Consider the following 18779-nt stretch of genomic DNA (forward strand, 5'->3'; position numbering starts at 1 on the left):
CGGATGGCTGCCCCTAACGGTCTGGCTGACCGTTACGCGAACGAATCAGAACGGATGGCTGCCCCTAACGGTCTGGCAGACCGTTACGAGAACGAATCGGAGCGGATGACTGCCCCTAACGGTCTGGCAGACCGTTACGCGAACGAATCGGAACGGATGGCTGCCCTTAACGGTCTGGCAGACCGTTACGCGAACGAATCAGAACGGATGGCTGCCCCTAACGGTCTGGCAGACCGTTACGCGAACGAATCGGAGCGGATGGCTGCCCCTAACGGTCTGGCTGACCGTTACGCGAACGAATCGGAGCGGATGACTGCCCCTAACGGTCTGGCAGACCGTTACGCGAACGAATCGGAACGGATGGCTGCCCCTAACGGTCTGGCAGACCGTTACGCGAACGAATCAGAACGGATGGCTGCCCCTAACGGTCTGGCAGACCGTTACGAGAACGAATCGGAGCGGATGACTGCCCCTAACGGTCTGGCTGACCGTTACGCGAACGAATCGGAACGGATGGCTGCCCCTAACGGTCTGGCAGACCGTTTACGTGAGTAACTTCGATGGGCAAGTCATGACGAAAAAACCAATTGCTATTTTCGTACATTCTTTACTCCGAGAGACTCCAGTAATCTGATGTAAGTCAATGGGTCAGCCGCTCAAAAAAAACGCACCCGCCACGTCTGATCACAGACGCATTCGGATGCGCTTCGCTTGATCCTTACAGCACGATCTCGCGCCCGCGCTCGGCAGACTCGTAAATCGCGGACAAAATTTTGATCATGTCGACGCCGTGCTCCGGCGTAATGATCGGCTGCTCCCGGCCGAGCACGCATTCGACGAAATGCCGGATGTTGGCCGTGTGCTGGGGAACCTGCGCCGCCGCGAAGTGCGGCTTCTGGTCGATCAGCGCGCCTTCGTTCTCCGTGAACAGGCTCAGCTTGTCGTTGATCAGACTGAAGCCGCCCTCGGTGCCTCTCCATTCGAGGAACTTCTTCTCCTCCTCGATGTTGGACGCCCAGCTGAACTCGATCTGCAAGGACGCGCCGTTATCGAAGCGGATGAAGCCTGCCGCCAAATCCTCGACGTCGAACGTACCTTCCGGAACTTTGCCCGAAGCGTCGGGACGGTCCGCGAACTTACGGTACGTCGAGCCGGATACGGTGACCGGCTTCGGATTGCCCGCCAGCCACATCGCCATGTCGATCATATGAACGCCGAGATCGATCAGCGGGCCGCCGCCGGACAGCTCCTTCGTCGTAAACCATCCGCCGCGCCCCGGAATGCCCCGGCGGCGAATCCAGCCGCAGCGTCCCGTATACAGCTCGCCCAGCTGACCTTTCTCGATAATGCGCTTGGCAAACTTCGCTTCCTCGCTAAAGCGGTTGTTGCGCATCGTCATCAGCAGCTTGCCGGATTCGCGGGCCGCGTCCGCCATCTTCTGCGCTTCGTCCGGATTAATCGCGTCCGGCTTCTCGCAGAATACGTGCTTGCCCTTGCGCAATGCGGCGATGGCGATCTCCGAGTGGTACAGATTCGGCGTGCTGATGCCGATAATGTCGATCGACGGGTCCGCGATCAGTTCGCGATAGTCGTCGTATACTTTCGTTCCGGGAAAATCTTTGGCCGTCGCTTCGGCGGACGCCTTAAACGCGTCGCAGAAGGCGACGATCTCCACTTCGTCGTGCGACAGCCAGCCCGGCAGATGCGCATGCTTGAATATGCCGCCTGTGCCGACGACTCCTACTTTTAACGTCATCTTAGTGCTTCTCCTTGATCGTCTCTAATGGCTGCGCGTTGCCGTACTTCGGATAATCGCGATCGACCGGCGCCGCCCATTTGACCGCATTGGAGATGACTTTGCGGACTTGCGGGTTATAATAAGTCGGATACGTCTCGTGGCCCGGACGGAAGTAGAAGATTTTGCCCATGCCGCGCGTATAGCAGCAGCCGCTGCGGAACACTTCTCCGCCCTCGAACCAGCTCACCATGACCAGCTCGTCCGGCTGCGGGATGTCGAAGTGCTCGCCGTACATCTCTTCCGCCGGAAGCTCGATGTATTCGCCGATGCCGTCAACGATCGGATGACCCGGGTTGACGACCCAGATGCGCTCCTTCTCGTCGGCTTCGCGCCATTTCAGATCGCAGGACGTACCCATCAGCTTTTTGAAAATTTTCGAGAAATGGCCGGAGTGAAGCACGATCAGCCCCATGCCGCGAAGCACGCGCTGGTGCACTCGGTTCACGATCTCGTCCTGAACTTCGTCGTGCGCCATATGGCCCCACCAGATCAGCACGTCGGTATTGTTCAGCACTTCTTCCGTCAAGCCGTGCTCCGGATCGTCCAGCGTGGCCACCGTGACCTTCCCCGAAATGTCCAAGCCTTCGGCGATTGCCGTATGCATACCCTGCGGATAGACGGATGCGACTTTTTCGTTCGTTTTTTCATGGCGATGCTCGTTCCAAACCGTAACGTTGATCGTTTGGCTCATAACCGGACTCTCCCTTAACTTAACGTTGTTTTCTTTCTCATTGTATTCGAAGGCGGTCTGCGTATCGATTGCCTATTCGGTTTATTTTTTCCGGTATTCTGTCATACTCTATAGGATTGCACACAACTGTGCTAAACTATTCTTACGCAATCCTGTCTTAAAGTCCAAGTTCAAAAAGTCCGGTTTTCAGCACCGAGGCTGGTCGTTCGCCTACGGCGAACTGCTCGCCCATGCATCCAGGAAGGTTGGATGAAGACCGGTGATGAGGAAGCGATCGCAAAGTGTAGGCAAACCTACATGAGTACCGGAAGATCCGGCTGAGTTCAAGATTCGATGTCGAATCCGCTTCCCGCTCTGCTTCGTGATCAAAATTGGACTTTTTGAACCACCTCTTAATTCGGTATCGAGGAGTTCCGATATGTATCCTGAAATGCGGCATGAGCAAGTCGTGTATCAAAATCCTTTCCTGGCCATGCGGATCTGGCAGATCGATTCCGAAACGACGACGACCGAGGAATTGATGAGAAGAGCGGAGCAGAACTGGAGACAGAAAAATTACTATGGCTGGCATTACCACGAGGAAGTGGAGTTTCTTCTGGTTCTGGAAGGAGAGATTACCGCTTATTGCCGGGAGGAGCAGATCGTGCTCGGCCCCGGCGACATCGGCTTGTTCGGCTCGTCGGAGCCGCATACGACGATGCATACGAAGCCCGGACGGACGAAGCAGATCGTCTTCCAGATCGACCTGCGCAAATACTGGGATCTCAGCACGCTAAACAGCATGCAGCATTTCTCCGAAGTCATTCGCCCGCTAAGCTCGCTCAATTATATTTACAAGGAAAATGCGGAAGTTCGCGGACGGACCGCCGAGCTGATCGTGGAAATTTTCCGGGAAATGAACGACGGCAGTCTCGGGTACGAGCTGGCCGTATCCTCGCGCATCAAAAATATTTTACTCCTGCTCCTCCGCAACGATTCGAGGCAGCAGCTCAATTATAACGACAACCGCTTGATCGGCCGACTGCAGCCCGCCGTCGACTACGTGGAAAGCAATCTGGACGGCAAGCTGTCGGTCGCCGAGATCAGCGGACGGCTCAACATGAGCTACACCCATTTCATCAAAACGTTCAAAAAAGCCGTCGGCATGTCGTTCACCGACTTCGTCGTACTGAAGAGGATCAAGAAAGCGGAACAGCAGCTGCTCACGAGCGACGTCAGCATCGCCGAGGTGGCCGAATCGGTCGGCATCTCCAATCTCGGCCACTTCTACGACATGTTCCGCCGTCTTAACGGCTGCTCTCCCAAGCAGTTCCGGGACCGGCTGCGGGAGACGGTGCGTTAAGTAAGAGATCAGGCAGTCAGATCCGAAACCGGTAACCCGCTCCCCAGATTGTCTCGATGTATTGCGGATCGGACGGGTCGTGTTCGACCTTCTCGCGCAGCTTGCGGATGTGCACCGTGACGGTGGCGATCTCTCCCATCGCGTCCATGCCCCAAATCTGATCGAACAATTGCTCTTTGCTGAATACCCGGTTCGGATTCATCGCCAGATAGCTCAGCAAGTCGAATTCTTTCGTCGTAAACCCGACTTCCTGCTCGTTGACGAATACGCGGCGGGCCGATCTGTCGATTCTCAATCCGCGAATGCGGATTTCGTCGTTGCGCGCTTCCCTCCGCCCGCTCAGCCGCTCGTAACGGGCCAAGTGCGCCTTCACGCGGGCCACGAGCTCTCCCGGACTGAAAGGTTTGATGATATAATCGTCCGCTCCGAGGCCCAGCCCCCGAATCTTGTCGATGTCCTCTTTTTTCGCCGACACCATCAGAATCGGAATGTCTTTCTCCGCGCGAATTCTGCGGCAAATTTCGAATCCGTCCACTTTGGGCAGCATCAGGTCGAGAATAATCAGTTCGTAATCGACGGCAAGCGCCCGCTGCAGTCCTCTGTCTCCGCTGTTCTCGATATCTACGGCAAAGCCGTTGATCTCCAAATAATCCCGCTCCAGTTCGGCAATGCTCCGTTCGTCTTCGATGATCAATATTCCGCTCATCCGGATACCCCCTCCTTCTGCGTCCGCCCCCAGAGGGGCAGCTCGATATGCACCCGCGTGCCCGCTCCGAGCTCGCTTTCCGCCCGGATGCGTCCGCCATGCTCCTCCACGATCTGCCAGGCGATCGCCAGACCGAGACCGCTGCCTCCCGTGGAAGAGTTGCGGGAAGGATCCGCCCGGTAGAACCTGTCGAAAATATGCGGCAGCGCGTCCTCCGGAATGCCCTGGCCGTTGTCGCTTATGCTGATCTCCGCCGTATCGGCTTGCGCCTCCACGTTCAACCCGATCCATCCGTCCGGTTTGTCCATGTACTTCATGGAGTTTTCCAATATGTTAATGAGCACCCGCTTCAGCTTCTCCCGATCCGCCTTGACGTACAGCGTCTGCTCGGGCAAGGCGTTCAGTTCCAGCTTGATGCCCCTTTTATCCAGATCGAAAACGAGCTCCTGAGCGCAATCCTGCAAATAAGCGCCGATATCCACCTTTTCGAAATCGAACGGCACTTTGCCCAGATCCAGCTTGGAGAACAGAAACAATTCGTCGATCATTCGGTCCATGTCGGCCGCTTTGCCGTAGATCGTCTTCACGTAACGGTCCAGCTTCTCGGGCGAGTCCGTTACCCCGTCCATAATGCCTTCTACGTATCCTTTAATCGCCGTCACCGGCGTCTTCAGATCATGCGAAATGTTCGAGATGAGTTCCTTGCGGTTTTCCTCGTATTGAAGCTGAAGCTCCACCGACTCCTTGAGCTTCTTGCGCATCTCTTCGAATGCCGCGCTTAGCTTGCCGATTTCGTCCTTGGAACGGGTCTTCACCTCGTAACTCAGATTTCCGTCCTTGATTTCCTCGGTCGCTTTCTGCAGCGCCTTCAGCGGACGAATGATGCTGCGGGATACTGCGTATGTCAATATTCCGTTGGTAAAAGCAAGTATGGCGAGCACGAGGCCCGCGATCCATAAAAAATAATTTTGAAAATATTTAGGGAAAGTTCCCGCGCGAGAAACGACGAATACGGAGCCTTCTCTCTTGTCCGGCAGCAGAAAGTCTTCATGGCGGATCGTCATATGCTTCCCTCTGAAATTGCCGTCATAGCCGTCTACCGTTCCGAACGCGGGCAGATCTTCAAGATCCGCCGGGGCAAGCTCCGGGGCCGCATAGCGGATCTCGCCGTCGACGCGTACGATCAGACTCATATCCATTTCCCGGAGCCGCCGTTCGAAGCCGTCGATCTTTGCCCGCGAGAGAAAGGCTTCGGGCTCGCGAATGCTCGCCAGCTTGATATCCGCGTAGACGCCCGCTTCCCGCTCGAAAAGGGTTCGGATCGGGGTGTCGCGCGTTTCGTCCAGCCTGAAAATAACCGCGACGGCAATCGCAGACAAAATGACCGGCACGACAAGCATTGCCAAATAGGACAGTACGAGCCTAACGCGAATGGACACGATCAGAGCTCCTTTTTATCGAAGAAATAAAAACCGGCTGTAAACAACAATATACAACACGCAGCCAGAAACATAAACACGCTCCATAACTGTCCGGCCGGCAGCGGATTCCCCAGCCATAACGTATGCCAGTTCAAGTAAGCGGTCGGCGAATACGAATGGAGCTGCGGAAAGAAGAATGCGCCCGCCCTTAAAGCGACATACAGCAGAACGCTTACGGCAAGCGCTCCGATGCCGCTCGCGAAAAATTGAGCCAGGAACACCGCCGCTATGCTAAGGGCCAACAGCGGCAGGAAAGCCGCTCCATAAGCGATCATCCAATCTAACGTATCGCCAAGCCTGAAGCTTCCGCTCAGGAACACCGCCGCGATCGACGAGCCGACCAACGCAGCAAACAAGTGGACCGCGATCGCCACGCCCAGCGCCGCCTGCTTGGAGACAAACACCTTAAAGCGCGAGATCGGCCTTGTGAGCACATTCTTCATCGTCCGGTCGCCCTGTTCTCCGGAGAATTGATCGGCCGCTCCCATGAACACGAACAGCGGCAGGAAAATGCCCGTGAACAGCCCGAGAACGGCGATCGGATATTCGCCTGAAGTCATGACGCCAAGGCCGAATCCGCTCTGGACATTCGCGAGAAGCACACCCGCTCCGATCGGAATCGCGAACGTCATCAGCAGGAAAAACCAGTTCTTCTTCTTCAAAGCGATCTTCAGCGCTTCGTTGCGCACGTTCGCGTATAAGCTATGCATGCGACATCGCCCTCCTGTCTTGTTCTACCTCGTGCATATACAACTCTTCCAGGGAGGAGAACCGTCCCTCGAGCAGCTCGCGGCAGTCTCCTTCGCGAATCAGCCTGCCGCCGTGGACGATTCCGATCCGATTGCACATCAGTTCCATCTCGCGAATGAGGTGGCTGGAAATCAGGAATGTCGTCCGTTCCTCCCGCGCCAGCAGCTTGACGATTTCGCGAATCTGCACCGTTCCCTCGATATCCAGTCCGTTCGTCGGCTCGTCGAGAATAAGCAGCTCCGGCTTCGATAAGATCGCCGAGGCAAGCCCGAGCCGCTGCTTCATTCCCAGCGAATACTTGCCCGCCCGCTCGTGCTGAACCGCGCTTAATCCGACAAGCTCAAGCACTTCGTCCACTCGTTTGGCCGGAAGCTCCGGATAGATTCTCGCGGCAAGCTCCAGGTTTTTTCTCCCGCTCATGTATTCGTAAGCTTCCGCCGTCTCGATCAGCACGCCGACTTTGCCCATCGCCTGCTCGTAACGAGTCGCCACGTCGTGTCCGAACAGCTTGACTTTCCCTTTGTCCGCCCGACTCACCCCGACCATGATCTTCATCAGCGTCGTCTTTCCCGCGCCATTGGGCCCGAAGAGGCCGTACACGTCTCCCCGGCGAACGTTCAGCGTTACGTCCCGAATCCCTCTCCGATTGCGATACAATTTCGTAACCGCCTCGACCTCTACGATCTGATCCATTCTGTCAGCCTCCTATTAGGCATGCGAAAGGGGAGCACGCATCCGAACACACGGCTAGGCGCCCCCCTCTGCCTGCGATTCCGTTACTTCCAGCTCCTGCAGTCGCTTAGCGCCAGTGCTTGGAACCCGCTTCCCGGGCAAAATCCACCGTGACGGTCTGTTTGCCCGTCAAATCCACCGTATCGGGCGTCGTTGCGTTGATATCCGATAGCCCCACTTCCAGCTTCACGACCGTGTCATGCTTAACGCCGTCGGCATCCTTGCCGCTGATCCGAAGCTCTGCCGTCTGTTCCGCGAGAAGATCGTCGGCGTTTACGTCCGCAGTCAGGATAACGGCCTCGATCTTGATCTCCTCCGTCAGCTTCGGCAGACCGTCCTTCAGGCTCGACAGGTCGATGCCGAGCGGATTGTCCGCGTTCGCCCGGGGCGATGCGCCGTGATCGCGTCCGCTCTCCCGAATGAGCAACGAGCCGATCGCATTGGCAAGAGCGGGGATTCGGCCGCCTTCCAGTTTTAGCGCGATTTCTTTCCTATCCCCCTCCTTGCTAAGCGTCACGTCGTTTTTCAGGTTGCCGACCAACGTATCGATCACATTCTCCACTTCACGGGAGAAGCCGGGATCGTGGAACTTGGCTTCGTCTTCATGCTTCTTGAAACGGTTGTGGAACTCGTTGTCCGTTTCCATAATCCGATAGACGTTCGATTCGCCCGATTTGAGAATTTGCCGGTCGTCTTGACGGTAGAATTGCAGGTTTTGCGTCTCGCCGTTAGGCAGGCGGATTTCGACGTTGCCCGAGGAGTCTTCGCCGGCCGTCTTCACCGTGGAAGCCGCTTGGATAACCGTCTTGCCGTTATCCTCTACGGACACCTTCACCGTATGGGTGACATTGTCAATGGATGCCGTATTCTTGATGGCCGTTTTGTACGCTTCGTAACCGGGAGCGCTCCCGACTCCCGCGTATACGGAAGACATCAGAAGCACGCTGCCCGCCACCACCCCCGCTCCGATCATTGCCAACTTCTTGTTCATTTCTTATTCCTCCTTAGGTTCGAATGCATGGATTCCCTTTCGGTTTCCATGAATTCATCTTAACCGCCGGATCTAAACTGCCCGTAAATCGGTTCTAAAGCCCCGATAAAAAAAGGTTAAATTTTTCTAAACTGCGGGTAAGCAGGAAAGTCGGTTCAGAGAGGAAGGCAAGTCGGTTGGGCGAGGTAGGCAGGTTGGCGAAAAAGCGGAACGTCGGGGCGTTGCTCGGCGAGGAGGGGTGGGGGATCGGAGATTAATGTGCGGCGAATCGCTAAAAGAGGCCGCCCCCGAGTCGGTAAAGAGGTTCCGATAGCGATCATTCGGAACCTCGAACCAGGGGACGGCCTCGCGATTCGGAGCTATTCAGTTCAAGCGTTCCAGCTTCGTTTCCTTGATCTCGCCCGAGAAGCCTTCCGGCAGCTTAATCCGCACGGTCACGTCGGCCGGGTACGACACGTTAAGCTGCATGCGCCCCGCCGCCTCGTCCGCCGTCCAGCTCACGTCGATCCGGCCTCCCGCCGGATGCGGCACGCTGCCGCGCGCCCACGAGAGCCCGCATGGAGCCGGGGCGATCTCGACCTCGGTCCATCCCGGGGCAAGGCTGCGAACGCCAAGCGTCTCGCGGCCGAGGAAATAGGCCGGCGCGGACGACCACGCATGGCAATGGCTGCGTGTCAGCTCGTCCGGGTTGGCGCGGTTTTCGGCGAAGTTCGGATACTGCTCCCAGCAGGTCGTCGCTCCGTGGCGAATCATGTTGCCGTAGTTTTTGCGGATGTCGTGCAGAATAACGCCCGCGCCGCCGACCTTGGCCAGCGCTTCGTAGTAGAAGAACGACATGAACGGACTTCCGATCTGCACGAAATGGCTCGGCGTCGAGAACAGATAAGCGTCCATGATCCGCTTGCGCTCGCCTTGAGCGACGCCGGTCAGCGAAGCGACGACCTGCGTCTGCATGCTGAGAACGTTCGAACGGCGGCCGTCCGCGTGGATACAGTCGATATACGCCTGCTTTTCCTCGTTCCACAGATGCTCGTTGATCGCGGCCGCCAATCGCTCGGAGGCTTCGCGGAATCTCGCTGCCCCCTCCGCGTCGCCCGCAAGCTCTCCCATCTCGGCGGCGACGCGAAGCGTTTGCGCCAGAAACAGGTTTTGATGCGTCACGACGCCCTCGTTCGGCTGATCGATCGGCGACCAGTCGAGCAGGTTCCAGCCTTTGACGTTAAACAGGCCGTTTCCGTCGATTTTCTGCAAGTAGTGCTCCAGCGTAAATCGAATGTGGGCATACATCTCGCCGGCGAACGCCCGGTCCCCCGTCTGGTCGTAGTATTCCTTGCAGGCGATTGCCCAGAAGAACGTCCAGTTCGGGATGACGCTGCTCCAGCCGCTCGGCACCTGGTCGGCGTACAGCGGAGACTGATCCTTCGAGCCGGGGACGAGGCGAAGACAGCGCTTCAGAATGTCCTGAACGCCGTATAAGTAATTGCTGACAAGCGCTTCGTTGCGGCTGTCGCCGACCCAGAACGTCTGCTCGTAAGCCGGGCAATCGACGAACGTATCCTCCATGCACAGCTTGGTCGTATGCCGGCTGATCTCCCAAATGTCGTTCAGCAGCGGGTCCGAGCATTCGAACCGGCCGATCTCGGCGACCGGGTAGTTGCTTTGAGCGAACGTTACGCCGTAAATCTTCACCGGAGCCGATGCCCCGCGCACATTAAGCGCCAAATACCGCAAGCCCCGGCGGACCGGCGTAGCGTACGTCTGTCTGCCCGACTTGGCGACGTACCGGATCGTATGGTCGAGCCCGTACGTCTGCTGGCGATAGTCGCCGGACATGTACTCGAAGCCGTACCCATCCAGCACCGTTCCCGCTTCCGCCTCGATCTCGAACGACAGGTAGCCGGAATACTCCTTGCCCAGGTCGAACAGCACCTCGGTGTCGAAGCCTTCGAACACGGGCACGACGCCCGCTTCCCCGTTCGGGATAACCGCGTTCTGAAGCTGCGCCGGAACGGCCAGCTTCACGTTCTCCTTCCGCCAGACGCACAGGCCGAAGACGTCCGCTTCCGATACGTATTTCAGCGGAATCGGCTTCGATACATCGGCATAGCGTTCCAGGTCCGACGCTCCCTTTACGTCGCCAAGCACGGCCTTGTACGTCTCGTCCTCCCAGTTCACCTCTCTCGACGGCTTATGATCGTAGATGACCGAGGTGTCGTACGGGCCGAGCGCAAGGAACGGCGATTGCGCTTCGCCCGCGCCGGGATAGGCGAAGCTGAGCTCGATCGGATCGTCGGCGTAGACGCCGACGTTCAGCTTGCCGTGATGCACCCGGGCCGTGGAAATGTCGATCAGCAGCAGGTTATCCCCCTCGCTCAGCTCGACGTCGACGTATCTTTCCGGCATGATGCCGTAGAAGCGCTCCGCTTCGACATGCTCTCCGTTCCAGGAAAAGCGCCTCAGACACTCTCCCCAAGCGAGGAAGCCGAGCGTCGCACGACCCGCCTTGCTGGCCCGGACCGTCGTCGCCACGTAACCGGTGAATTGCACGATATCCGCATGCTCCTCGCTGCCCGGCGACATGACGGCGCGAACGTCCACGACGGTCGATAACTTAAACGTGCGCACCTTGGCCAGCGACTCGACGCGTACCGGGTAAACGGTTTCTTCCGTCAGCAGCGGAATGTCGCGAGGCTTCATCGACGTCCATGGCGCCATGCCGACTTCCCCTAGCTCGACGGAACTCGCCCAGCCCGAGTCGTCGTACCCGGGGTTCATCCAGTCGCCGTCCCAGTCCCGCGCGTCCACGTATTCGGCGAACGCCTGCTGGCACGACATGCGCGGCGATCTCGGATGTTGGCCTTGGTGAACCGACGTCAGCCAAGAGGCGTCGCTCTTCAAGCCGACTTCGCCGGAGCCGTAATCAAGCTGGGCCAGCAGCCCGCCCCGCCCCCGCAAATAGTAGAACGTCGACACGCCGAAATGCAGCACGAGCGCTGCGATCGTGTTCGGCTGCCCCGGCCGGAGCAGATGCCCCACTTCATAGGTGTCAAAGGATTGCTCGAACGGCCACGACCGCACCGGCCCCCGCCCAACCTGCGTTCCGTTCACGTACATCACGTACCTGGAATCCGCCGAAATGCGCAGGGACGCCGATTCCGTCCCTGCGGCCGGAACGTCGAACGTCCTTCGAAAGCACCTCCACTCGTTGCGCGGGCTTTCTTCTCCATCTCCCCATATCCACAAAGCTTGCCAGCTCATGCTCCCACACCTTTCATCGATAGTCGTTCCTCTCTTCATTGTAAAAAATCGGGACGGCAACGTTATGGGTTGATCGCGACTTCAATTAGGCTTATGATGACTTCATTGAAGCTCAGATTGACGGCTGGGGCGGACAGGAGAAAAACGAGAACGAGGGATGGGCATGAGAAAATCGGGAGTCTGGCTGGAAAAAGGAGAGCTGTTCTTCCATAACGGTCTGAATATTTACGTCAACCGGGTCAGCGAGCGGTTCGACCTTCCGAAACACGAGCACGATTTTATCGAAATTTGCTACGTCTGGTCAGGCAGCGGCTTTCATTATATCGGCGAGGAGACGATCCGCGTTTCCCAGGGGGATTTGTTTTTCCTGCCGGTCGGCGTCTCCCATATTTTCCGTCCGTCGTCTCCGAACGCGAAGGAGCCGCTTCTGATCGTCAATTGCATTTTCGAAGAGAAGCTGTTCCGCTTCTTGACGTCGATTCTGCCGGCGGAATACGGCTTGTACCGCTTCCGTCGGCTCGCGGCCGAATCCAGCGGTTGGCTGCGGATGCGGGAGAAAGCCGGAGAATTCGGAAGGCTGTTCGACTCCCTGCACGCCGAGTTCGAGAGCAAGCGGACCGGCTTCGAGACGATGCTCGTCGGCTTGCTGCTGCAGCTGCTGATCGGGATGGAGCGCGCCTTGGAACCGGAAGCCGCCGCGGTCGGCGCCGTTCCCGCCCGGATCGAGCGGGCGCTGCACTACATTCGGGAGCGGCTTCAAGAGAAAATCACGTTAGCGCAGGTCGCGAGACACGCCGGCATCGGCGAAAGACAACTGCAGCGCGACCTGAAGGAGCGGACGGGACTAAGCTTCAGCGCCCTCCTGCAAAAGGAAAGGATCGACCGCAGCCGCGAGCTGCTCGCCGATCCTTCCTTCTCTTCCTTAACCGTCGCCGACGTCGCCGCCCGCTGCGGCCTCCCCGATCTCAAGCGGTTCCACCGCCTGTTCAAGCAGACGACGGGCGTGACTCCGGGACACTACCGCGAGCGTGCCCGGAGAGTGCGGAGCGTTTAACGCGGCTTCGGCTACAGATATACGAACGGCTCCTTAGCGTCGACGAACTTCACCGGCAGCCCGTCCGAGATCGGGAGAAGCCATTCGGCCAAATATTTCATTCCCCATTCTTCGGTACGTTCATGGCCGACGACAATCATCGCCTTGTTCATGCCCAGCATGGCGGCGTCGTTGACGTAGGCACACAACGTCCATTCCGTTATATCGCCGCATACCATCACGTCCAGCTCCCGCTCCCTCATCAGTTCCATCGGCATCTCTTCTCTTCCAAGCCCCAGACTCCCGCCCCCGACGAGGACGCCGATTCGAGAGCAAGGAGATTCCGGCCGCCCGACGATCCTCACCGCCTTCATCCCCAGCTTCCGCTTCAGGAATCCGGCCAGCTCCCCGACCGTCGTCGGCTCGATCCCGTACGCCCAAGGCGATGCCGGGTCAAGCTTCTTGTCCGCCCAGCCGAGCTCGCGAACCCATCCCTCGTAAATCAGATCGCTGTGGGCCATATGCATATGATCGTGGAATCTCCAGACGGCGATCCCGTTGTCGTCGAGAAGCTTCTTTTTGGCCCGGTATACGGGATCGTCCTGCAGCCACTCCACCTTGTCGGCACCAGTGAAATACGTCGGCTCGTGCGTAATGATCAGATTCGCTCCGATGGCGATCGCTTCCCGAATGACGTCCACGGTCGCCGTAAAAGTCGTAACGATTCCGGCGACCTCCATGTCCGGGCTTCCGCTGGCCAGCACATCGCTCGTCTGCTCCAGCTTGCGTCCGCCGCAGCTCTTCTCCAGTACGCGATCGATGATTTCCTGCACTTTCATTGTTCCGCAGCTCCTCTCCTGGTCAATGTCCTTATCCTTTAACGGCTCCAATAACGACGCCGCGAGTTAAATATTTCTGCATCGGCGGCAGGACGACCAGAATCGGCACGATCCCGAGCACCGCCATCGCCATGCGCACCGCGCTGCTCGGCAAGTCTACGGAGCCCGCTCCGAGAGCGCTGCCCGCCTGTCCCGAATTCAGGTATTGAATGTTGTTCATCAATTGGACCAGAAGGTTCTGGATGCCGTAATACTGCGGCTTGCTCACGTAATACAGAGCATTGATCCAGTCGTTCCAGTACGCGAGCCCCATGAACAGGCCGACGGTCGCCAGAACGGGAACAGAGAGCGGCAGCATGATGCGGAAGAATGTTCGCGTCTCGGTCGCCCCGTCGATCTGGGCGGATTCGATCAAGTCGATCGGCACGTTGCTTTTGAAGTAGTTGCGTACGAGAAGCACGTTGAATCCGTTCGCCAGCAGATTCGGAACGATCAGCGACGCCAGCGTATCCTTAATATGAAAATATTGCGTCCACATGATGTAGGAAGGCACGACTCCGCCGCTGAACAGCATCGTGAAGAAGACGACGAACGCCAGCGTGTTGTGATATTTGAAGTCCCTCCGCGACATCGGATAGGCGAGCATGCTCGTGATCAGCAGCCCGACGGCCGTGCCGACGATCGTCACGAAGAACGAAACGCCGTACGCTCTCAGAAACGTATACGCCGAAGCCTTCAAATACAAGTAGGCGTCCATGCTGAATTCCTTGGGGAAAAAGCTGTAGCCGTCGTTGATCAGGCTGGACTCCTTCGTAAAGGAAGCGACGACGATGAGAACGAACGGCAGGAAGGCAGCCAGCGTGACGAGTCCCATCATGATGGCGGAAAACAGGACGAAGGTTCGTTCCCCTCTCGTTTGGATCATGATCTTTCCTCCTAGAACAATGCGTTTTCCGAATTCACCCGTTTAACAATGGCGTTCACGACGACGACGAGCATGAAGCCGACGAGCGATTGGTACAGGCCCGCCGCCGCCGACATCCCGATATCGTTCAGCTGCATCAGCGCCCGGTAGACATACGTGTCGATCGTCTGGGTCGTGCTGTACAGAGCGCCGGCGTTGAGCGGAACCTGGTAGAACAAGCCGAAATCGGAATTGAAAATTCTGCCGATCGATATCAAGCCCAGCACGATCACCGTCGGCTTAAGCAGCGGCAGCGTGATCGTCCGGATCTGGCGCAGCTTGCCCGCCCCGTCGATCTTGGCGGCCTCGTAGATGCTCTTGTCGATTCCGGCGATGGAAGCGAAATAGACGATGGACCCGTAACCCGCCGTTTTCCACATTTGAATAAAGACCAGCAAATAGGGCCAATACTTGGCCTCGGAATACCAGTTCAACTCCGGCAACCCGAGCGGACGAAGGATCGACTTGTTGACGAAGCCGCTGTCCGCGTTCAAGAAAGCGAATACCAGCATCGAGAGAACGACCATGGAGATCAGATTGGGCAGCACCAGACCGGACAGAAACAGCTTCGAGTACAGTTTGCGCAGCAGCTCCGACATCAGAATCGCGATGAAGATCGAGATGACCGTGCCGAGAACGATAAACGCAAGGTTGTAGAGCAGCGTATTTCTCGTCATAATCCAGGCGTCGGTCGTCTTGAACAGAAACTGGAAGTTGTCGAAGCCGACCCAGTCGCTGGCGAAGATGCCCTTCGCATAGTTGATGTCCTTGAAGGCGATAAACACGCCGAACATGGGAATATAGCTGTTGATCAGAAAATAGAGCAAACCCGGAGCAGCCAGCATCAGGAGCGGCGCCGTTTTCCTCCACTCGCTCGGTCTTCCGTATTCGTGTCTCATTGCGTTGGACTCCTTCATTACGGAAAATGGAACCTTCGGCAGGCTCCATTTTCCTTCATGCTACCTGTATTTACTTTCCTTGCGACGCGAGCCACTGGTCGAGCTGCTCCTGCTTGCTCTTGATAAGGTCCGCGGCTCCCGCGTCGTTCAGCGCTTTGACGAATTTCGGCAAGGTTGTCTCCGGATCGAGGGAACCGGTCACCAGACCCGGCAAATACTGATTCACGACGTTGTTGACGGCGCTGATCTGCGTCTTCACCTGGCTTTGATCGAAGATAAAGCCGAAGTACGGCGAACGTTCCGTCTCCTTGTTCTCTCTTAGCTTCAGCTCGATGTCGGACCAGCTAACGCCCTCGAACTGGTATTGAAGAGACTCCGAGCCGACGATGCCCGTGCTGAACATGGCGGTGTACGGCACCGTGTTCGCGTCCTTGCCGTCCGGGAACCTGACATGGTGCTCGTCGACCTTCACGTAGTCCTCGCCTTCGATTCCGTACAGGATCGTATTGATCAGCTTCTCGTCGGTGTAGAGCAGATTGAGGAACTTGACCGCGGCCTCCGGCGCCTTGGACGTGCTGGATACCATCCAGCTGACGGCGTTGACGGCGCCGGTGTCGAAGTAGAACGGCGAAATCCGCTTCGCCTCGACGTTCTTGCCCGATTGCGCGCTGATCGTCTTGCCGATCTCCAGCCCGCTGTAGCCCCCAAGGAAGGAGAATTCGCGTCCGGAAGCGATCATCTCCATCGAGGTAATCGTCGTCGTCGCCGCATCCTTCTGCAGATACCCTTTGTTGTACCAGTCTCTCATCATCCGCGCGCCGTTCTTGAACAGGTCCGTCTCGTAGAAATTGACGACTTTGCCGTCGTCGCCGACTACGACGCCGACTCCGGTCGTATCCGTCAGAAAATCGACCTTGTGCTTTCCTTTCAACAGATTGACCAGGTTCGTATCGCTCGGATTCACGTTTATCGGCCCGAACGGCACGACGTCGGGATTCGCGTTCTTGACCGCCTCGAAGACGGCCGGAAGATCTTCCGCGGATTCGATATCGTCCGCGCTAAACCCCGCTCCCTTCAGCATGTCCGCATTGTAGACGAAGCTGATCGGCAAGGCCATTCCCTTGTTCACCGGAATTCCGTAGATTTGGCCGTTGATCGTGTTCGCCTTCAGCAGGTCCGGACCGAAATCCTTGTCCAGAATCGCGGTCATCTCTTTGCCGTGTTGCGCGAGCAGATCGTCCAGAGCGTAAACCTGATTCTTCGACACGTAGTTCGAGAATTGGCCCAGCGTCGTGAAGATGTCCATCTTCTCCCCGCTTTGAAGCGCCAGGTTGACCTTCTGCGCGTAGTCGGCCGGTCCGTAGACCCGATAATCGATCTTGACTCCGATCTTGTCCACCGTAATCGCGTTGATCGCGTTCGCGACCCTGCTCAGATCGTCCGGAATCCGGTTGAAGGACGGCATCGCGAACACGATTTCCTCCACCTTGCCGGAGTCTCCGCCGTCAGACGACGGATTCGGGCCGCTGCACGCCGTCAAGACCGATCCGCCAAGCGCCGCCGCCATACATAACGCCGCCAGCCCCTTTTTTCTATTCATCGAGTTGCCTCCCGTCTGCTGGTTTCGCTTTCAGTTTACCGGGTCGCGAGCGGAACGGCTTTCAAAAAAACGATCTGATTTTTTAAAAAACAGCGCTGTTGAGCTTAGGATTTATGCCGCGAGCGGTAGGCGAGCGGCGTCTCCCCGGTAAGCTTCTTGAATACGGTCGAGAAGTAGGAGAGCGTGTCGAAGCCGGTCTCCAGAGCGATCTCGCTGACGCTCGCCCGGCTCTCGAGCAGCTGCTGCTTGGCGGCATGAATGCGGCATTCGTTCAAGTACTCCTTAAGGGTCAGCCCCGTCTCGGACTTGAACACCTTGGCCAAATAATCTCCCGTCAGGTAGACGTGGGCGGCGACGTCCTCGCGGCTCAATTCCCGCTTGCAGTTCTCATGAATATAACGCTTCGCTTTCTCGACGACCCCTTCGGATTTCAACGCTTCCCGGATTGAATCGATCGTCTTGCCGGCGATCGCTTGGGCCCACTTCATGAAATCGAACACGCTGCTATCGGCCTGCTGCGCCAGCTGCTGGATCGTCTCGTCGGCGAACAGGCGATGCGCCTGAATATGATTTCTGAGGAGCAGCGAATAGACGACCTGCATGAAATCCTCCCGAATGGCATGCAGAGTCGCCGGATCCAGCTTGTTCCGCGCGGCCAGCGTCTCCAGCTCCTTCTTCAGGGCGTTGACGATTTGAACCTTTTCCCTCTGGACGAACATCACCTCGAACCGCTCCATGTCCAAGGCATAACGCTCCGTCGTATCGTAAGCGAGAGGCTCGTTCTGGCGGTGAACCTTCCCCCGGAAGATCAAATTGGCCGCATCGAGCTGCTCCAGCTCCTCTCGCGCGCGGGATAAGCCCGCGATAGACACCGTCTCGCCCACGTAACAGGTGATCGTGCATTTCAAGTATTGTTCGCACAGCCGGATCAGCCTCTCTCCGATTTCCCGGAGCCGCTCCGCATCGATAGAACCCTCCAGAATCACGGCGTTGTAGAAGGCGAATTCCGTCTGGTACGGGAGAACCCTTTCGTGATCGACCTGCCGGAACAGCGCCTCCGAGACCAGATTCGATAGCGCGTACAGAAAAATGCTGCCGTCCCACGGATCGCCGATCTGCGATTTCTGGGCGCCGACGAGAAGCAGAACGCAGTCTCCGCGAACGGACAACTCCAGCTCCCGCTTGCGAATTTCGCTTTGGATCAAATCCTCTCTCGGAGAGATCGCCGCAGTCAGCACGTCCCTCCAGAAGTTTTTTTCCACCCAGGTCTTGTTTTTGAGCCAGCTTAACCCGAGCTTGCTGTACTCGCCCAGCATGCGCCTCATCTTCAGGGCGTCCACGGCTTTGCCTACCGCGGCCTCCAGCTTCGGCTTATCCAGGGGCTTGACGAGATACGCGTCGGCGCCGTAGGAAATCGCGGCGGAAGCGAACTCGAAGCTCTCGTGACAGGTGAAGAAAATAAAGCCGCCGCCGTATCCCCGGTCCCGCGCCCATTCGATCATGTCGAGTCCGGAGCCGCGCGGCATCTCGATGTCGCAGAGGATGAGATCCGGCCGCTCCGCCTCGAACAGCAGCTTGGCGTCCTGAATGTTGTAGGCGGTCATCGGCTCGCGAATCCCGAAGCTGCTCCAATTGACGATGCGGAGCAGAGCTTCGACCGTAGGAATATCGTCGTCGATCAATAAACAGCGCATG

Annotated in this window: 16 protein-coding genes; 3 read left to right on the top strand and 13 right to left on the bottom strand. The window is 57.6% G+C overall.

Annotated elements, in window-relative coordinates:
• A partial coding sequence (locus ACESLM_RS24385) for a hypothetical protein (protein WP_372635519.1) occupies nt 1-555 on the top strand: 555 nt, incomplete at its 5' end.
• 163 nt (nt 556-718) lie between these two features.
• Here ACESLM_RS24385 and ACESLM_RS24390 read toward each other — a convergent pair.
• Nucleotides 719-1756 carry a Gfo/Idh/MocA family protein gene (locus ACESLM_RS24390; RefSeq protein ID WP_372635521.1) on the bottom strand — a complete coding sequence of 346 codons (1038 nt, stop codon included), beginning with the start codon at nt 1754-1756 and terminating at the stop codon, nt 719-721.
• Nucleotide 1757: 1 nt separating this feature from the next.
• Nucleotides 1758-2489, bottom strand: a complete 732-nt coding sequence (locus ACESLM_RS24395) for a ThuA domain-containing protein (RefSeq protein ID WP_372635524.1) — start codon at nt 2487-2489, stop codon at nt 1758-1760.
• A gap of 418 nt (nt 2490-2907) precedes the next feature.
• Here ACESLM_RS24395 and ACESLM_RS24400 point away from each other — a divergent pair, with 418 nt between their 5' ends.
• Nucleotides 2908-3831 (top strand): AraC family transcriptional regulator, encoded by a 924-nt coding sequence (locus ACESLM_RS24400; RefSeq protein WP_372635527.1) that lies wholly within the window; start codon nt 2908-2910, stop codon nt 3829-3831.
• A 16-nt stretch (nt 3832-3847) separates the two neighbouring features.
• Here ACESLM_RS24400 and ACESLM_RS24405 read toward each other — a convergent pair whose 3' ends face one another.
• From ACESLM_RS24405 to ACESLM_RS24430, 6 genes are all read right to left on the bottom strand, one after another.
• Complete coding sequence (locus tag ACESLM_RS24405) at nt 3848-4537, bottom strand: response regulator transcription factor (protein ID WP_372635530.1); 690 nt, start codon at nt 4535-4537, stop codon at nt 3848-3850.
• Nucleotides 4534-5976, bottom strand: a complete 1443-nt coding sequence (locus ACESLM_RS24410; protein WP_372635532.1) for a sensor histidine kinase — start codon at nt 5974-5976, stop codon at nt 4534-4536. The genes ACESLM_RS24405 and ACESLM_RS24410 overlap by 4 nt, the downstream gene beginning before the upstream one ends.
• A gap of 2 nt (nt 5977-5978) precedes the next feature.
• A complete protein-coding gene (locus ACESLM_RS24415; protein WP_372635534.1) occupies nt 5979-6728 on the bottom strand; it encodes an ABC transporter permease in 750 nt (249 codons plus the stop codon).
• On the bottom strand, nt 6721-7461 hold the full coding sequence (locus tag ACESLM_RS24420) for an ABC transporter ATP-binding protein (protein WP_372635537.1): 741 nt from the start codon (nt 7459-7461) through the stop codon (nt 6721-6723). The genes ACESLM_RS24415 and ACESLM_RS24420 overlap by 8 nt, the downstream gene beginning before the upstream one ends.
• 106 nt (nt 7462-7567) lie before the next feature.
• Complete coding sequence (locus ACESLM_RS24425) at nt 7568-8491, bottom strand: site-specific integrase (RefSeq protein WP_372635539.1); 924 nt, start codon at nt 8489-8491, stop codon at nt 7568-7570.
• Between the two features lie 363 nt (nt 8492-8854).
• Nucleotides 8855-11749: a family 78 glycoside hydrolase catalytic domain gene (locus tag ACESLM_RS24430; protein ID WP_372635541.1), complete on the bottom strand. Its 2895-nt coding sequence runs from the start codon at nt 11747-11749 to the stop codon at nt 8855-8857.
• Between the two features lie 163 nt (nt 11750-11912).
• On the opposite strand from ACESLM_RS24430, the gene ACESLM_RS24435 reads away from it, so the two are divergent.
• Nucleotides 11913-12803, top strand: a complete 891-nt coding sequence (locus tag ACESLM_RS24435) for a helix-turn-helix domain-containing protein (RefSeq protein ID WP_372635542.1) — start codon at nt 11913-11915, stop codon at nt 12801-12803.
• Nucleotides 12804-12814: 11 nt separating this feature from the next.
• On the opposite strand, the gene ACESLM_RS24440 is transcribed toward ACESLM_RS24435, so the two are convergent.
• The 5 genes from ACESLM_RS24440 to ACESLM_RS24460 all read right to left on the bottom strand — a co-directional run bounded on the left by ACESLM_RS24440 (nt 12815) and on the right by ACESLM_RS24460 (nt 18778).
• Nucleotides 12815-13621, bottom strand: a complete 807-nt coding sequence (locus ACESLM_RS24440; protein WP_372635544.1) for a Nif3-like dinuclear metal center hexameric protein — start codon at nt 13619-13621, stop codon at nt 12815-12817.
• A gap of 31 nt (nt 13622-13652) precedes the next feature.
• On the bottom strand, nt 13653-14546 hold the full coding sequence (locus ACESLM_RS24445) for a carbohydrate ABC transporter permease (RefSeq protein WP_372635546.1): 894 nt from the start codon (nt 14544-14546) through the stop codon (nt 13653-13655).
• Between the two features lie 11 nt (nt 14547-14557).
• Nucleotides 14558-15484: an ABC transporter permease gene (locus ACESLM_RS24450; protein WP_372635549.1), complete on the bottom strand. Its 927-nt coding sequence runs from the start codon at nt 15482-15484 to the stop codon at nt 14558-14560.
• A gap of 70 nt (nt 15485-15554) precedes the next feature.
• Nucleotides 15555-17084, bottom strand: coding sequence for an ABC transporter substrate-binding protein (locus ACESLM_RS24455; protein WP_372635551.1), 1530 nt, complete (start codon nt 17082-17084; stop codon nt 15555-15557).
• A gap of 104 nt (nt 17085-17188) precedes the next feature.
• On the bottom strand, nt 17189-18778 hold the full coding sequence (locus ACESLM_RS24460) for a response regulator transcription factor (protein WP_372635554.1): 1590 nt from the start codon (nt 18776-18778) through the stop codon (nt 17189-17191).
• Between the last annotated feature and the right edge of the window lies 1 nt (nt 18779).

The organism is Cohnella sp. (assembly GCF_041641335.1).
In the GTDB taxonomy this organism is placed as follows: domain Bacteria; phylum Bacillota; class Bacilli; order Paenibacillales; family Paenibacillaceae; genus Cohnella.

Coding starts and splice junctions, on each gene's coding strand:
- ACESLM_RS24415 (WP_372635534.1), bottom strand. CDS start 6,728: ATGCATAGCTTATACGCGAACGTGCGCAACGAAGCGCTGAAGATCGCT.
- ACESLM_RS24420 (WP_372635537.1), bottom strand. CDS start 7,461: ATGGATCAGATCGTAGAGGTCGAGGCGGTTACGAAATTGTATCGCAAT.
- ACESLM_RS24460 (WP_372635554.1), bottom strand. CDS start 18,778: ATGCGCTGTTTATTGATCGACGACGATATTCCTACGGTCGAAGCTCTG.
- ACESLM_RS24440 (WP_372635544.1), bottom strand. CDS start 13,621: ATGAAAGTGCAGGAAATCATCGATCGCGTACTGGAGAAGAGCTGCGGC.
- ACESLM_RS24455 (WP_372635551.1), bottom strand. CDS start 17,084: ATGAATAGAAAAAAGGGGCTGGCGGCGTTATGTATGGCGGCGGCGCTT.
- ACESLM_RS24425 (WP_372635539.1), bottom strand. CDS start 8,491: ATGAACAAGAAGTTGGCAATGATCGGAGCGGGGGTGGTGGCGGGCAGC.
- ACESLM_RS24445 (WP_372635546.1), bottom strand. CDS start 14,546: ATGATCCAAACGAGAGGGGAACGAACCTTCGTCCTGTTTTCCGCCATC.
- ACESLM_RS24400 (WP_372635527.1), top strand. CDS start 2,908: ATGTATCCTGAAATGCGGCATGAGCAAGTCGTGTATCAAAATCCTTTC.
- ACESLM_RS24390 (WP_372635521.1), bottom strand. CDS start 1,756: ATGACGTTAAAAGTAGGAGTCGTCGGCACAGGCGGCATATTCAAGCAT.
- ACESLM_RS24450 (WP_372635549.1), bottom strand. CDS start 15,484: ATGAGACACGAATACGGAAGACCGAGCGAGTGGAGGAAAACGGCGCCG.
- ACESLM_RS24435 (WP_372635542.1), top strand. CDS start 11,913: ATGAGAAAATCGGGAGTCTGGCTGGAAAAAGGAGAGCTGTTCTTCCAT.
- ACESLM_RS24430 (WP_372635541.1), bottom strand. CDS start 11,749: ATGAGCTGGCAAGCTTTGTGGATATGGGGAGATGGAGAAGAAAGCCCG.
- ACESLM_RS24405 (WP_372635530.1), bottom strand. CDS start 4,537: ATGAGCGGAATATTGATCATCGAAGACGAACGGAGCATTGCCGAACTG.
- ACESLM_RS24395 (WP_372635524.1), bottom strand. CDS start 2,489: ATGAGCCAAACGATCAACGTTACGGTTTGGAACGAGCATCGCCATGAA.